Annotated in this window: 14 protein-coding genes; 9 read left to right on the forward strand and 5 right to left on the reverse strand. The window is 58.7% G+C overall.

Annotated elements, in window-relative coordinates; translation table 11 throughout:
* Positions 1-5: 5 nt before the first annotated feature.
* From ACKXF9_RS03255 to prmA, 3 genes are all read right to left on the reverse strand, one after another.
* Complete coding sequence (locus ACKXF9_RS03255) at positions 6-2,126, reverse strand: hypothetical protein (RefSeq protein WP_418265288.1); 2,121 nt, start codon at positions 2,124-2,126, stop codon at positions 6-8.
* Between the two features lie 403 nt (positions 2,127-2,529).
* A complete protein-coding gene (locus ACKXF9_RS03260; RefSeq protein ID WP_418265289.1) occupies positions 2,530-3,273 on the reverse strand; it encodes an RsmE family RNA methyltransferase in 744 nt (247 codons plus the stop codon).
* A 73-nt stretch (positions 3,274-3,346) separates the two neighbouring features.
* Entirely contained in the window at positions 3,347-4,261 is a 915-nt protein-coding gene (gene prmA, locus ACKXF9_RS03265; protein ID WP_418265290.1) for a 50S ribosomal protein L11 methyltransferase, read from the reverse strand.
* A 318-nt stretch (positions 4,262-4,579) separates the two neighbouring features.
* Between prmA and ACKXF9_RS03270 the strand changes: the two genes are divergently transcribed.
* The 8 genes from ACKXF9_RS03270 to ACKXF9_RS03305 all read left to right on the forward strand — a co-directional run bounded on the left by ACKXF9_RS03270 (position 4,580) and on the right by ACKXF9_RS03305 (position 12,274).
* The gene (locus ACKXF9_RS03270; protein WP_418265291.1) at positions 4,580-6,046 is read left to right on the forward strand and encodes a PTS transporter subunit EIIC; all 1,467 of its coding nucleotides are present in this window, start codon (positions 4,580-4,582) and stop codon (positions 6,044-6,046) included.
* 177 nt (positions 6,047-6,223) lie between these two features.
* Positions 6,224-6,823, forward strand: a complete 600-nt coding sequence (locus tag ACKXF9_RS03275; protein WP_249237770.1) for a GNAT family N-acetyltransferase — start codon at positions 6,224-6,226, stop codon at positions 6,821-6,823.
* Positions 6,824-7,122: 299 nt separating this feature from the next.
* Positions 7,123-8,016: a phosphate ABC transporter substrate-binding protein gene (locus tag ACKXF9_RS03280; RefSeq protein WP_339394553.1), complete on the forward strand. Its 894-nt coding sequence runs from the start codon at positions 7,123-7,125 to the stop codon at positions 8,014-8,016.
* A 236-nt stretch (positions 8,017-8,252) separates the two neighbouring features.
* Entirely contained in the window at positions 8,253-9,164 is a 912-nt protein-coding gene (pstC, locus tag ACKXF9_RS03285; RefSeq protein ID WP_418265292.1) for a phosphate ABC transporter permease subunit PstC, read from the forward strand.
* The gene (pstA, locus tag ACKXF9_RS03290) at positions 9,157-10,014 is read left to right on the forward strand and encodes a phosphate ABC transporter permease PstA (RefSeq protein WP_097774559.1); all 858 of its coding nucleotides are present in this window, start codon (positions 9,157-9,159) and stop codon (positions 10,012-10,014) included. Before pstC ends, pstA begins: the two co-directional genes overlap by 8 nt.
* Positions 10,015-10,181: 167 nt before the next feature.
* A complete protein-coding gene (gene pstB, locus ACKXF9_RS03295; RefSeq protein ID WP_005943706.1) occupies positions 10,182-10,949 on the forward strand; it encodes a phosphate ABC transporter ATP-binding protein PstB in 768 nt (255 codons plus the stop codon).
* Between the two features lie 14 nt (positions 10,950-10,963).
* Positions 10,964-11,632 carry a phosphate signaling complex protein PhoU gene (phoU, locus tag ACKXF9_RS03300; protein ID WP_418265293.1) on the forward strand — a complete coding sequence of 223 codons (669 nt, stop codon included), beginning with the start codon at positions 10,964-10,966 and terminating at the stop codon, positions 11,630-11,632.
* Between the two features lie 252 nt (positions 11,633-11,884).
* Complete coding sequence (locus ACKXF9_RS03305; protein WP_249237775.1) at positions 11,885-12,274, forward strand: helix-turn-helix transcriptional regulator; 390 nt, start codon at positions 11,885-11,887, stop codon at positions 12,272-12,274.
* A gap of 437 nt (positions 12,275-12,711) precedes the next feature.
* On the opposite strand, the gene ACKXF9_RS03310 is transcribed toward ACKXF9_RS03305, so the two are convergent.
* Positions 12,712-12,882: a hypothetical protein gene (locus tag ACKXF9_RS03310; protein WP_418265864.1), complete on the reverse strand. Its 171-nt coding sequence runs from the start codon at positions 12,880-12,882 to the stop codon at positions 12,712-12,714.
* Between the two features lie 414 nt (positions 12,883-13,296).
* Between ACKXF9_RS03310 and sstT the strand changes: the two genes are divergently transcribed.
* A complete protein-coding gene (gene sstT, locus ACKXF9_RS03315; protein WP_339394673.1) occupies positions 13,297-14,544 on the forward strand; it encodes a serine/threonine transporter SstT in 1,248 nt (415 codons plus the stop codon).
* A 199-nt stretch (positions 14,545-14,743) separates the two neighbouring features.
* Here the strand turns inward: sstT and ACKXF9_RS03320 are convergent, their stop codons facing one another.
* Positions 14,744-15,280, reverse strand: a complete 537-nt coding sequence (locus tag ACKXF9_RS03320; protein ID WP_339394558.1) for an ECF transporter S component — start codon at positions 15,278-15,280, stop codon at positions 14,744-14,746.
* Between the last annotated feature and the right edge of the window lie 441 nt (positions 15,281-15,721).

The raw sequence follows: 15,721 nt of genomic DNA on the forward strand, positions 1-15,721 counted from the left end.
AGTGTTTACTGTGCCGTCACGTTGGCGATGACGTAATATTGGCAGCCGCTCGCCTTCACGGCCTGCTCATAGACCGTGCCCGCAGCGTCTGCAGCAGGGTGGATCATCAAATCGCCCACGTCCTCCGCCAGCTTCCAGTTTGCCTTGTCTGCCAGCAGAGACTCGACCTGTGCTTTTTCTGCCGTTGCGGTCTGCTCATCTGCCGAGAGCACCTTGCCCTGCAGGGCTGCCGGGGCAGCCTGTGCGGCGGCATCCCAGAAGATCACGCCGACCTCGCGCATTTCGACACTGCCGGATTCCTCCGGGGTCAGTTTGGGCAGCACCACACGCTTGGTCTGGCCGCACTTGTCAATGCGGCAGATGTAGTCTGCATAGCCGTCCTTTTCCAGCGTAGGCTCCACGACCTCGCCCACCAGCTTCCAGTCATGCAGGTCATCATCCTTCAGGTTGCTGGTGTCAATTTTGGGGTTCTCGTCCATGTACTTGCGGTTGTGGACGGTCTGGTAAAGCTCACCGAGGTTATAATTGATTCTGTTATAACGGTGGGTATTCTCGTCGTAGTCTTCGTCTTCGAGCGTGCAGGTGCCCTTTTTATACATCCGGACCACGACACTGTGGTCCTCACCAAAAGGAGAAACACCGTCCGCATCATAGCCGATGATGTCCGCAGTGCCGTTGCCCTTAGAAATAGCACTTTCTATATTATTCACACAGGAAGCATTGATGGTGGTGTTGCCTGTGGTGCCGTTGATGGTAACGGTGACATCCTGCGCCGGGCTACCGTCTTTGTAGTCTTTGCTGCCGCCAATCGCAGAAGAAAAAGAACCGGAAATAGCATTGACCGTACCGCCGGTGATGATGATATCCGTCTTGCCAACATTCCTATGATCATTACCGTTTCCGATGCCTGCAGAAATAGCATCGCCAACGGCGGTCACATTGGCGTTGTCCGAGATCGTAACGGTAGTATCCCTGCGCTCCGGGGCGACCGCATTGCAGTTGTAATCGCCGGAACCGATGCCGGAACCGCCGTTATTCCCTTGTGCAAAGACGGTGGCATTGCCGGAAATGCTCACCTCACCGCCGCAGCCACGACCACCGCCAATACCGGCTCCGTTTCCACCTGCGTAGGCATGCACATCGGCGTGGTCTTTGATCTGGATGTTCTTTCCGGCTCCATATTCAGCACCGCCGATCCCGGCAGCATCCCAACCCCGAGCGGTAACCTTGGCATTGCCGGAGATGGTGATGTTTTCACCATTTCCTCCTGCAGTGTACCATTTGCCGTCTTCGCCTTTCTTGCGACCGTAGAAGGCACCGCCGATCCCGGCGGCATAGTAACGGCCATAGGCATCCACATCGGCATTGCCGGTGATGGTGATGTTGGTGCCATTTCCAATACCAGCACCGCCGCCAATGCCCGCACCGGCGCCCGAATGATAACTATACTCGCATCCCTTGGGAATATAGCCTGCACGAATATTTCCGCCGGTGATGATGATGTTGGAGGCATCAGACTCTATTTCGCCCTGTCCGCCGATGCCGGCACCGCCATTGCCACCGCCTACTACAGCCAGCGTACCGGTATCGCCGCCGGTAGAATAGCCGTACTTGTCTTTCTCTTCTTTTTCAGAGCCATCGTCATTCTTATCGTCCGTGATGGTCAGCGTGCCGGAGCATTCGGCATCGGTCTTTTCCAGACCGGCGTGGGCACCGGTGCTGGACAGCGTGTTGTTCCCGTTCAGCTCAATGTTGGTTTTGCCATCGCCCTTCACGGTCAGCGCAGCCTTGGCATCGCTGTCAGAAGCCCTTTCCCGGTTGATAAACACATCCTGCAAGGTCACATTGGTAGTCTGATCTTTTGCCGTCTCCACCGTGATGGTATTTGAAGTCTGACGGCCGTCGCTGGTGATGGTGACGCCGGTAGTGTCTGGGCGCACTTTTATATCTGTGTTCTCCTGCGTCACATAGGTGGTGCCGTTATCTTTGGTCTCTACCGTCACACTGCCCGTGTTCAGGTCGTATTTTTCTGCAAACGCCGCTGTGGCGATGGACGAGACCATGGCCATCAGAACCGCTGTGGACAGCACCCGCAAGGCAAGCTGTTTTTTCACGTTTTTCCTCATTGCAAAACCCTCCAAACATAAAAACTTACAGAGACGCGAACGTTGCCGTGAACGTTACCGGGAACGATACCGAAAACCGGCAAAAACCGGGATTTCGGCGCATAAAATCACATAGCTGCGCATTTTCATGCCCGGCGTCTCTTTGCGGCACAAGTATAGTGCTGTGCCGTGGAGAATGTCAAGACAAAATGCTGAATTTTCAGGGGGGGGGGTAGCAATTTTGTAAAACAAGTACAAAATAAGCTGAAAATTTGCGGCAGAATGACAGGGCAAAGCTGCACAAAAATCCGGGAGATCTTTATACGGGGCAAAAAAATGGGCCCGGGAAAGCCCGCAGACTTTCCCGAACCCGTAGGTCAGAATTTTTCTTTTATGGAAGGTGCGCCGCCCGCCGGAGCCCCGGTTATTCCAGATCCCCGGTCAGGGTCATGACGGACGCAAGGACCGCCAGCGGGGCGGTCTCGCACCGCAGGATGCGGGGGCCAAGGCCCACCGTTCTGGCACCGGCCTTTGCGGCCATTTCGGCTTCCTCGGCGGCAAAGCCGCCCTCGGCTCCGGTCACGATGGCAATTTTCCGCTTTCTGCCGTCGGCAGGCGCGGTCTCGGCCAGCAGCTGGCGCAGGGGCGCGCCGCCGCACTCGTAGCAGAACAGCACAAGGTCATACTGGTCAAAGGTGCGGCACACGGCCCCGAAGTTCGGCAGCGGCAGGGCCACATCCGGCAGAACGCCCCGGCCGCACTGCTTGGCGGCTTCCGCTGCAATGCGGTTGTAGCGCTCGTTCTTCTGCTCCTCTTTTTTGGGCGCGGCCACGCAGTACCGGCTGAAGAAGGGGATGAAGTGGGCTGCGCCCAGCTCCACCCCGTGCTTGATGATCTGTTCCAGCTTGTCCTGCTTGGGATAACCGGCCAGCAGGGTCACTTCCACGCCGGGTTCGGCGGCGCTGGGATAGCCCGGCTCCACCGAAAATTCTACGCACTCATCCCCGAAGCCGGTGATGGTGGCGGTGTATTCCACGGCGTTGCCGTCGCATAGAATGACAGTATCGCCCAGCCTTGCGCGCATCACGCGGGCAAGATGGTGGGCATCGGCCCCGCGCAGGGTGGCGGTGCCGTCAGAGATCTCGGTGGTAAAATAACGGTGCGGCATTTTATCAATCCTTTTACATCTTATAGCTCGCCCTTCGGGAGAGCTGGCGCGTCAGCGCCTGAGAGGGTTCTCCTTACGCTTTCTTGCAGACGATGCACTCCCAGCCGCGCTTCTCCTTCACTTCCACAACGGCAAGGCCGGCCTTTTCCAGACCTGCGATCACTTCGTCCCTGCGGCTGTCGATGATGCCGCTGGCAATAAAGGTGGCACCCTCTGCCATCAGGCCCGGCACGGCGGGGGCCAGAGACAGGATGGCGTTGGCCACGATGTTGGCGGTGATGATGTCGTATTTGCCGCTGGCCTTGTCCGAAAGGTCGCCCACCAGCACGGTCAGCTTGTCCTGCACGCCATTCAGGGCGGCGTTCTCCCCGGCGGTGCGCACCGCCACAGGGTCGATGTCCACGCCCTCGGCCACGGCAGCGCCCAGCTTCAGCGCCGCAATGGCAAGGATGCCGCTGCCGGTGCCGATGTCCAGCACCCGTTCGCCGCCGGTCACCCGCTCGTCCAGCGCTTCCATGCACAGGCTGGTGGTCTCGTGGCCGCCGGTGCCGAAGGCAAGGCCCGGGTCAAGGATCAGCTTTACCCGGTCGGTGTCGTACTGCTGCCACGAGGGCACCACCGCCAGCCGTTTGCCGATCTCCAGAGGGTGATAATACTTGCGCCAGCCGTTCTGCCAGTCCTCCTGCTCCACGCCCTCGGTCTCTGCGGTGTAGGCGATGCCGGCGGCTTCCATGCGGGCGGCAATGAGGGCCAGCGTCTCCACGGGGGAAGCGCCCGGCTCCAGATACATATGGATGATAACGGTGTCGCGGGGCTTGTCCAGCAGCTCCTGCTCGATCAGATCCACATGGGCAATCTCGGCCACCTGCTGCTCGATGTCGCTGTAGTCTTCGATATAAATACCGCCCTCGGCGATCATGGTGGCAACGGCTTCGGCGTTGTCGGCATCGGCCTTAGCCACGGTCAGGCGGATATCAGTCCATTCCATAAAGTAAACCTCCTTCGGTTCCCGGCTTTTCTTATAATAGTATAGTACCCGATTCGGCTGTGGGATGCAAGCCTTTGGGCAAAATGTACGCAAAAAGAAAAGAATTTTCAACATAAAGACGGTGCGCGTGCGGAAAAGCCAAAAATTGTTGACCATAAAGCCGGTAAATAAGGACTTTTGACGCATTTTGATAGAAAAAATGAGAAAGGGGCTTTCTTTTCTTTCAAAAATATGTTACTATTCTATTACGGAATTATGGACGGCCGACAACCAGAGGCGTCTGTAAACACAAACATTTCTTAAGGAGGAATGTGCTTTATGATGAAGTCTCTCCAGAAACTGGGCAAAGCATTGATGCTCCCCGTCGCGGTCCTGCCGATCTGCGGCATCCTGATGGGTCTCGGTTATGCCCTTGCTCCGGGCGTTATGGGCGTTCCCGGTGCTGCAACCTCCGGTGCAGCTTACACCGTTGGCTTCCTGCTGGTCAAGGCAGGCGGCGCTCTGATCGATAACATGGCATGGCTGTTTGCCATTGGTGCCGCTGTCGGCCTTGCTGATAACGACGGCACCGCAGGTCTGGCCGGTCTGGTCAGCTTCCTGATGATGCAGCAGCTGCTGAACCCCGGTGTGGTCGGCATGGTCCGTCACCTGGAAGAAGGCACTGCTACCTACATCGCCTTCCAGAAAGTCGCCGGCAACTCCTTCATCGGCATTCTGGCCGCTGTTGTGGGCGCTGCCTGCTACAACAAGTTCAAGGATATCCAGCTGCCTGACTGGCTGGCATTCTTCTCCGGCAAGCGCTTCGTTGCAATCGCTACCGGTCTGATCTCCATTCTGGTGTCCGTTGTTCTGCTGTTCGTCTGGCCCGTCATCTTCGACGCTCTGGTCGCAATCGGCAACGGCATCGCTGGCATGGGCGGCATCGGCGCTGGCATCTACGCCTTCCTGAACCGCCTGCTGATCCCCACCGGCCTGCACCACGCTCTGAACAACGTGTTCTGGTTCGACACCATCGGTCTGGGCGACCTGTCCCACTTCTGGGCTGGCGAGACCTCTGCTGATGTGGGCTGGAGCCTTGGTATGTACATGTCCGGCTTCTTCCCCTGCATGATGTTCGGTGTCCTGGGCGCTGCTCTGGCTATGGTCAAGACCGCTAAGAACAAGAAGGCCGCCATCGGTCTGGTTCTGTCTGCTGCAATCTGCGCATTCGTCTGCGGCGTTACCGAGCCCTTCGAGTTCGGCTTCATGTTCCTGTGCTTCCCGCTGTACGTTGTGTACGCTGCTCTGTACGGCATCTTCACCATCATCACCTACTACTCCGGTTTCCGTGCTGGCTTCTGCTTCTCTGCAGGCGCTACCGACCTGGTGTTCTCCGCTTCCCTGCCCGCAGCTGCCAAGACCTGGATGATCATTCCTCTGGGCATCGCAGCCTTCGTGGTGTTCTACGCAGTGTTCTACTTTGCCATCACCAAGTTCGACCTGAAGACCCCCGGCCGTGAGGACGAGGACGAAGAGTCCGAGAAGAAGGTCGTTCTGGCAAACAACAACTACACCGAAGTTGCTTCCGCTGTTCTGGCTGCTGTTGGCGGCAAGGAGAACGTGAAGGACGTTGGCTACTGCGCAACCCGTCTGCGCTTTGAGGTCAAGGATAACGCCAAGGTGGACGAGAAGGCCGTCAAGGCTGCTGGTGCTGCCGGTGTCATCCGTCCCAGCAAGACTGCCTGCCAGGTGATCATCGGCACCAAGGTCCAGTTCGTGTACGACGAGCTGAAGAAGATGCTGTAACACAAGGCATTCCATCTGACCCGATGCGGGAGACTGGTTGATCCCGCACCATCATAAAACTGCCGCCGGGAGACGGGACTCAGCTGTCCGCTCCCGGCGGCTTTTTTGCGTTCCTGTACGGAGTATGCTATACTGGAAGCAGCAAAACAGGGCGCACCTGCCCGGGAGGAGAAAGCAATGAGCAAAACGTACAACTGGCGGAAACTGAACGAAAAAGAGCTGACGCGGGTCTATCTGGACGAAATGCGGCGGGACTTCCCGCCCACGGAGCTCAAGCCCCTGAGCATGATCCTGAACAGCGAAGCCAACGGCACAGCCCACACATGGGGCGTGTTCGACGGCGAAACACTGGCGGCGTACCTGCTCATGGTGCGCCCGGCGGGCAGCAGGGTGAGCCAGCTGGATTACTTTGCCGTGCTGCCGGAATACCGTGCTGCAGGGCTGGGCGCGCAGCTGCTGGCCGACCTGCCGCAGCACGAGCGGGGTGCACAGGCCATCCTTATTGAGGCCGAATGCCCGGATAAGGCGGAGGACGAGACAATGGCGGTGCGGCGGCTGGGCTTTTATGCCCGGTGCGGGGCCCGGGACTCCGGCTTCACCGAGCATCTGTTCGATGCATGGTTCCGCATTCTGGTGCTGGACTGCCCGGGTGCCGGTACCTTTGCGGACCGGCAGGCCGTGGATGCACTGGTGGACTGCTACCGCCGCACCATCAGCGAGACCGAGTGGCAGAAGTACGTGCAGTTCTACTGCCCGGACGGAACAAAATACTGCTGAGCAGAAGGCGCTCCATGGAGGGCGCCTTCTTTTTTTTGTCACTTTGCCCAGCCAGAAAATGGTATTTTCGGCATATTTATTCTGTTTGTAAAATCCGAGTGCAGGTTTTTCATCCCGGCTTTACACAGAGCTGACACGCCCGCAAAAACGGTGTGCAAAGCTTTACCTCCATTTTGCGCGTACATGGTCGCAGCGCGCATGGCGGTGCGGTACAATAAGGCCGTTCCCAAGGAAAACACAGAGAAACAAGAAAACATCGGCCGGAACTGCATTCCGGCATTTATTGGAGGAAAAGGGTTATGAAAAAGATCACTCGTCGTTCGTTTATCACTGTCTGCGGCGCTGCTGCTGCAGCGATGGCTCTGACCGCCTGCGGCGGCGCAGCCTCTTCCACTGTGGCATCCTCTGCTGCAGAGTCCACCTCTTCTTCTGCCGCTGCTGAGACCGCTGCAGGCACCCTGTCCGGCAATGTGGCTACCGGCGGTTCTACCTCTATGAAGAACGTCATCGCTGCCCTGACCGAGGGCTTTGCCGAGGTGGAGCCGGGTGTTACCGTCAGCTACGACCCCACCGGTTCCGGCGCAGGCATCACCGGTGCTACCGATAAGACGCTGGACATCGGCCTGTCCTCCCGCGCCCTGAAGGACGACGAGAAGAACGACGTGGACGGCACCATCGTGGCTCTGGACGGCATCGCCATCGTTGTCAACAAGGCCAGCAAGGTGGCAGACCTGACCGTAGACCAGCTGAAGCAGATGTTCACCGGCGAGATCACCAACTGGAAGGATGTGGGCGGCGACGACGGCGAGATCGTTCTGGTGGGCCGCGAGGCCGGTTCCGGCACCCGTGATGGCTTTGAGAGCATCGTGGACGTGAAGGACAGCTGCAAGTACGCACAGGAGCTGACCGCCACCGGCGCTGTCATCAGCGCTGTGGAGGCCAACCCTCTGGCCGTCGGCTACGCTTCCCTGTCCGCTGTGGGCGACACCGTTGCCATGGTCACCGTGGAGGGTGTGGAGTGCAGCGAGGATACCGTCAAGGATGGCAGCTACAAGATCCAGCGTCCCTTCGTGTTCGTCACCAACAAGAGCGTGACCCTGTCGGAGCAGGCACAGGCCTTTGTGGACTTTGCCACCAGCAAGGACGCTGCCGACCTCATCCGCACCGCAGGCGCTGTGCCGGTGAACGAGTAACGGTTAGCGGGCTCGCCCTCTCCGTCATTGCTTGCGCAATGCCACCTCTCCCAAAGTGAGAGGCCTTGGCAGTCCATGCAAAGTCTCCGGTTTCGCCAGAGGCTCTCCCTTTGGGAGAGCTGTCGAGACACGAAGTGCCGAGACTGAGAGGGCAAAGCCGCTGACAAATACACAGAGCTGCCGCGTCGGGCTGCCGTTTCTGCGGGCCGACGCGGCTTTTATAAAGGATCTCCGCTATGAACAAAAAATCCTATCTGAGCCGGGTGCGGCTGCCCCGCACCCCCGCCGAATGGCTGGAAGCGGTGATGAACTTCATCTTCTTCCTGTGCGGTATGCTGGCGGTGGGCTGCGTGGTACTTATCTCGGTGTACATGGTGATCTCCGGCGTGCCGGCCATCCACAAGATCGGTCTGTTCCAATTCCTGTTCGGCACAAAGTGGGCCTCCACGGCGGCCCAGCCGCTGTTCGGCATCCTGCCCTTTATCCTGTCCAGCATCTATGGCACGCTGGGCGCTGCCATCATCGGTGTGCCCATCGGCCTGCTGACGGCGGTGTTCCTCTCCAAGGCCGCCGACCCCAAGCTGCGCACCGTGGTGGTCACCGCCATCGAGCTGCTGTCCGGCATCCCCAGCGTGGTGTTCGGCCTGCTGGGCATGCAGGTGCTGGTGCCTGCCGTGGCAAAGACCTTCGGCAAGGCTTCCGGTGCCTGCCTGCTGAGCGCCATCGTGGTGCTTTCCATCATGATCTTGCCCAGCATCGTGTCCGTGTCGGTCACGGCGCTGAATGCCGTGCCGCCGGAGTATGAGCAGGGCAGTCTGGCACTGGGTGCCACCGACGCCGAAACGTGGTTCAAGATCAGCATCCCGGCAGCCAAAAGCGGCATTGCCGCAGGCGTTGTGCTGGGCATCGGCCGTGCCATCGGCGAGGCCATGGCGGTGATGATGGTGGCAGGCAACAGCCCCAACATGCCGGACAGTCCCTTCCGCAGCGTCACCTTCCTGACCACCGCCATCGCCAAGGAGATGAGCTATGCCGGCGGTCTGCAGCGGCAGGCGCTGTTCAGCATCGCGCTGGTGCTGTTCGTCTTTATCATGATCATCAATGTTGTGCTGAATGTTGTGCTGAAGGGAGGAAGCCGGGATGAATAAGGGCCTTTCGCCTTCCCGTCAGATGTGGAACCGGGTCATGACCGCACTGGTCTGGGCCAGCGCCGTGCTGGTGATGGTGCTGGTGGCCGGTATCATCGGCATGGTACTGGTGCGGGGCATCCCCCACATCAGCTGGAAATTCCTTTCCACCACCGCCAGTGTGCTGAAAAAGACCGATGGCATCCTGCCTGCCATCCTCAACACACTGTATGTCATTGTACTGACATTACTGATCGTACTGCCGCTGGGCGTGGGCGCGGCGGTCTACCTGACCGAGTACGCCTCCAACCGGCGGCTCATCGAGGTCATCGAGTTCACCAACGAAACGCTGGCGGGCATCCCCAGCATCATCTACGGTCTGGTGGGTATGCTGGTGTTCAGTCAGGCGCTGGGCTTCCAGACCTGTCTGCTGTCCGGTTCACTCACGCTGGTGGTCATGAACCTGCCCACCATCATCCGCACCACGCAGGAATCCCTCAAGACGGTGCCGCAGGGCTACCGGGAGGGTGCCATGGGTCTGGGTGCAGGCAAGTGGCACATCATCCGCACCATCGTGCTGCCCTGCAGCATCGACGGCATCGTGACCGGCTGCATTCTGGCTGTGGGCCGCATCGTGGGCGAAAGTGCCGCCCTGCTCTTCACCGCCGGTGCCGCAGAGGTCATTGCCAAGAGCGTGGCCAAAGCCTACACCTCCAACGGTGCCACCCTGTCGGTGCTGCTGTACCTGCGTGCCTTTGAGGACGGCGACTTCGCTTCGGCCTGGGGCATCGGTGCAGTGCTGCTGGTGCTGGTATTGGCCATCAACCTTGCGGCGCGGCTGGCAAAGACTAAGCTGAAACAGAAACAGTAAAAAAGAGAAGAAACCCTCTCAGTCATTGCTTCGCAATGCCAGCTCCCCCAAAGGGGGGAGCTCTTGCGGAGTGAGCCGAAAGTGGAAAAAGCTCCCCCTTCGGGGGAGCTGGCACGCCGTCAGGCGTGACTGAGAGGGTTCGTTCCAATTCAACAATGAGGTACTCTATGGAAAACACGAATGTGCCGGTGATATCGGCAAAAGACCTGAACCTCTGGTACGGCGACTTCAAAGCGCTGAAAGGTATCTCGCTGGACGTGGGCGAGCGGGAGATCACCGCTCTCATCGGCCCTTCCGGCTGCGGCAAATCCACCTTTTTAAAGACCCTCAACCGCATGAACGACCTTGTGCCGAATGTGCGCATTGAAGGCGATGTGCGGCTGAAGGGCGAGGACATCTTTGCCCGGGAAATGCAGCTTACCGACCTGCGCCGCCGGGTGGGCATGGTGTTCCAGAAGGCCAATCCCTTCCCCATGAGCATTTACGACAATATCACCTACGGCCCCAAGCTGCACGGCGTACGCAATAAGGCTGAGCTGGACGAGCTGGTGGAAAGCTCGCTGCGGGGCGCTGCCCTGTGGGACGAGGTGAAGGACCGCCTGAAAAAGAGCGCGCTGGGCCTTTCCGGCGGACAGCAGCAGCGTCTGTGCATCGCCCGTGCACTGGCGGTGAAGCCCGAAGTGCTGCTGATGGATGAGCCCACCAGCGCACTGGACCCCGGTTCCACCATGAAGGTGGAAGAGCTGATGAGTGAGCTGAAGAAGAACTACACGGTGGTCATCGTTACCCACAACATGCAGCAGGCGGCCCGTATCAGCGACCGCACCGCCTTCTTCCTGCTGGGCGAGCTGGTGGAAGTGGGCCCCACGGCGCAGATCTTCAGCGCACCGCAGGATAAACGCACCGAGGACTACATTTCCGGTCGGTTCGGTTAAAGGAGGAAACAGCTATGAGTATCCGTAAACAGTACGACACCGATCTGGAATCGCTGAAAGAATCGTTGACCGAAATGGGCCGCAACTCTGCCGATGCCGTGGAGAACGTTCTGGAAGCGCTCTGCGTCGCTGACGCCGATGCAGCTGCGGCCATCGTGAAGGGGGACGCCCGTATCAACAACATGGAGCGGGACATCGAGCACCGCTGCATGACCCTGCTGCTGCGTCAGCAGCCGGTGGCGGGCGACCTGCGCCGCATCTCCACGGCCATGAAGGTGGTCACGGACATCGAGCGCATCGGCGACCATGCCGCCGACATCGCCGAGATCATCCCCCACCTTGTCACCGTCCGCAAAGAGGGCGACCCGGCGGTAAGTCAGGCCATTGCCATGGGCAAAAAGGCTCACCAGATGATCCTGGATGCCCTTGCCGCCCTGATGGCCGAAGATGAGCTGGCGGCGCGCAAGGTCATTGCCGCAGACGACGCGGTGGACTACGATTTCAACGCCATCAAGCATCAGCTGGCGCAGGAGATCGCCGAAGACCCCGGAAAGGTGGATGCAGCGCTGGATCTGCTGATGGTCATCAAGTATCTGGAGCGCATCGGCGACCACGCTGTGAATGTGGCCGAGTGGGTGCAGTTTGTGCGCACTGGCTGCTATAAGGACGAGAGCATGTTCTGAGCATTTCCCTTCCTCATTTTTGAGGGTTCGTGTTTTCTTTATTTCTCCTGAAAAAGGCCGTTTCTGCCTTGTGCAGAGGCGGCCTTTTTCTGCAGGACGAAAATTGACTAAAAATTTTTTAGCTTTCTGCAATATTCTGGTGCGTCGGTTCGTATCTGAGGTGTAGGGCGGCAGGAGCCGCCATTCCCTGTGCGGCGGGCGTCCGACATCCCCCAGTCCCCGCCCGCCGCACCCTTTACGGAGGAAACGCAGATGACACAGACGAATCCTATCCTGCCGGAAGTCAGGGCCGGAACGGTCAGCCGCGAAGCGCTGGTGCAGGCGGCACTGAAAGAGATCACCCAGAACTACCGGGAAGCCAGCCTTTCCAACGTGGCGCGGGAGTATGGCGTTTCGCTGGCATACGTCAGCGAGTGCGTGCGTGCCGAGACCGGCCGCACCTATAAGGAATTGCTGCAAAAGCACCGTATGGAGACCGCTGCCCGCCTGCTGCGCCGCAGCGACATGAACATCCAGCAGATCATTTCTCTGGTGGGCTACGAGAACACCAGCTATTTCTACCGCCTGTTCCACGAGCGCTACGGTCTCAGCCCCCGGGAATACCGGCTGGTGCGCACGGGCCATACCCGCACCAGTGCATGAACCACAGCCTGACCAGACAAAACAGGGCACAGCAGACGCCGTGCCCTGTTTTGTCGTTTCAGAACGTTTTATGGCAGATCGATGCAAAAAACTGGATTTTTATGGAAAAATGGAGTACAATAGAACCATTCTAGCCGCATCGGTGCGGCGCTGTCGAAAGAGGTGGAATGAATGTTTCGTGGAGCAGTGAGAGGGGATCTGCCCCAGATCCTGAAGATCTACGCCCATGCACGTGCAGTCATGAAGGCATCTGGCAACCCGACCCAGTGGGGGGATGATTTCCCGCCGCAGGAATTGCTGGAGGAGGATATCGACTCGAACCGGTTGTTCCTCTATGTGGTCAACGGCCAGATCGAGGCCGTGTTTGCCTTTATTCTGGGAACGGACCCCACCTACGCCGTCATTGAGGACGGTCAGTGGCTGGACGATACCCTGCCCTATGGCACGGTGCACCGTCTGGCATCGGCCGGTAAACAGAAGGGGGTGGGCAAGGCCGTGCTGGACTGGAGTCTGGAGCACTGCCAGAGCCTGCGTGCGGACACCCATGCCGATAACAAGATCATGCAGCATCTGCTGGAACAGAACGGCTTTACCCGCTGCGGCGTCATCCATGTGCGGGATGGCTCGCCCCGCTTTGCCTACCAGAAGCTTGCGCCCACCCAGCCGCTGCGCTGAAAACAGAATACACCCCCAAAGAGCCCCGGTCTGCGGATGCAGAGCCTGCCTTGCAGGACTGCGCACGCAGACTTTTTTGTTTGCCCCTGCCCGCTCCGCCCTGCGCCGCTCGACGGTGACGGAGAGAACAAAGCCGCAAACGGTTAAATCTGTCCTTGTCACAAATACAGATCAACGGAAAAACCCCATGGACACCGACCTGAACGCAAATTTGTGAACGAAAAATGTCTGAAAATGCTTTCATTTCTCTGCCGTGTGTGCTATAATAACACCCGTCCTCGTGTAAGAGACAGGAAACTGTGCGCCAATGGCGTACAATAGGAAAGAGGAGTGTCTATATGAAAACGTTGAACAAGGCAGTTGCCCGCTACAACGGCATCAGCCTGATCGTTCGCATCCTGATCGGTCTGATCATCGGTGCGGTGCTGGCTCTGGTGGCCCCCGGTGCAGGCTGGGTGGGTGAACTGGGCAGCCTGTTCGTTGGTGCACTGAAGGGCATCGCCCCGGTGCTGGTGTTCGTGATCGTGGCAAGTGCTCTGGCACAGGGCTCTTCCAAGCTGGACCGCCGCTTCGGCACGGTCATCTGGCTGTACATGCTCACCACCTTTCTGGCTGCGGCCATCGCAGTGGTGACCAGCTTTATGTTCCCGGTCACGGTCGTGCTGGCAGACGCTGCCCAGTCGGACGTGGTGCCGCAGGGTCTGGGCGAAGTGATGGGCACCCTGCTCACCAACTTTGTGGCAAACCCCGTCAGTGCCATCATGAGCGGCAACTACATCGGCATCCTGTTCTGGGCCTGCATGTTCGGCGTGGCCATGAAGAAGATCGGCTCTGACACCACCAAGACCTTTATGGCAAACACCGCCGATGCGGTCTCCCAGATCGTGCGCTGGATCATCAATCTGGCTCCCTTCGGCATCATGGGTCTGGTCTACACCAATGTTTCCGGCAACGGCCTTGCCATCTTTACCCAGTACGGCAAGCTGCTGGCTCTGCTGGTGGGCACCATGCTGTTCATGGCCCTCATCGTCTCCCCCTTCATCATGTTTATCTATCTGGGCTGCAACCCCTATCCGCTGGTGTTCCGCTGCCTGCGTGAGTCCGGCCTGACCGCCTTCTTCACCCGCAGCTCCGCCGCCAACATCCCCGTGAACATGGCTCTGTGCGAAAAGCTGGGTCTGGACAAGGATATGTACTCCGTCTCCATCCCGCTGGGCGCTACCATCAACATGGACGGTGCCGCCATCACCATCACCATCATGACGCTGGCCGCTGCCAACACCTTGGGCATTCAGGTGTCTCTGGCTGCAGCCATCGTGCTGAGCGCCATGAGCGCTCTGGGTGCCTGCGGTGCTTCCGGCGTGGCCGGCGGTTCCCTGCTGCTGATCCCCATGGCCTGCTCCCTGTTCGGCATTTCCAACGATGTCGCCATGCAGATGGTAGGCGTCGGCTTCATCATCGGCGTGGTGCAGGACTCTGTGGAGACTGCCCTGAACTCTGCCGGTGACGTGGAGTTCGCTGCCACCGCCGAGTATCATCAGTGGCGCAAGCAGGGCAAGCCCCTGCCGGAGTTCCTGACCGGTAAGAAGAACTGAAAACTTGTTTTTGAATTGCGAACCAGCAAAGCTTACGGACTTTGCTGGTTCGTTTTTTATAGAACAAACTTAAAATTACGGCCCTTCCCGTGAAAAAACAGAAGAGCAGCGGCCGCAGCCGCTGCTCTTTTGTAATAATAAAAATAAAATTTCCGCTGTTTATGCCCAGAGCAAAGCGGAGGGCATTCTAAATAGTAAGTCAATCCATGACCTTTGCCTTCTGCAAAGCCACTAAAATCAGCGGGATGAGCACCAGCTGTGCCACAATGCCCGGCACGGCGGTGAGCAGCGCGCCGGACAAAAACGCGCTGAACGGGAAGGACGAGCCGGTCAGGCCTGCCAGCACAAAGCGGACGGCACCCCACACCAGACGTCCCGCCACCATGGCGGTGACGAGAGAAGCGTACATCATGGGAACGGTGTGCTTCACCTTGCGCCAGAGCACGCCGGACACAAGGCCGTAAGCGGCCAGCTCAAAGGCCATGGAGATGGCGATGGGGAACATGGGCGGCATGCCGAACAGCACCGACCGCACCAGCGGAGCAATAAAGCCCACGGCAAGGCCCCATGGGCCGCCCAGCACAAAGCCGCACAGCAGAATGGGAAAGTGCATCGGGCACAGCATGTTGCCCACCTGCGGCACATGGCCGGTGATCATGGGCAGCACAAAGGCCAGTGCAAGGAACAGCGCAGCCAGCACGAGGCTGCGGGTGGTGGAACGGGGGTTGGTTTTCATAAAAAAGCTTCCTCCTTTTGCCAGATAAAAAAGGGGCCTGCCCGGCTTGCAAGCCAAAGGCAGACCCCTTCGTGGCGTCTGTAAAAAATTAAGATGGCAGGGCCTGGACCGGCCCGCCGCGCCGCGCACATGCGCAGCGCGCAGATGGAGCAGATGCTCCGCACAAATGGAGAAAACAGGCTTCTGCCTGCGCATCCGGCTTCCTGCCGGAATCTGTGAAAAATATAGCAGATGCCTCTGGCTTTGTCAAGATACGGCAAAAAGCCTGCAATTTGACCAAAAAGCGGCGGATTTCCATGAATATTTCCCCGCGTGTGTACATTTTGCATGAAGAAGCTTGACCTTTTTGCATAGAATAGCTAATATAAACTTGAAAAAGAGCGCGCTGCGGGCAGCAGGACTGCACCGGCGCTGACGAAAGGCTTTTTTGAACATGTGCAA

This window comes from Faecalibacterium sp. 9, assembly GCF_048320955.1.
GTDB lineage: Bacteria > Bacillota > Clostridia > Oscillospirales > Ruminococcaceae > Faecalibacterium > Faecalibacterium wellingii.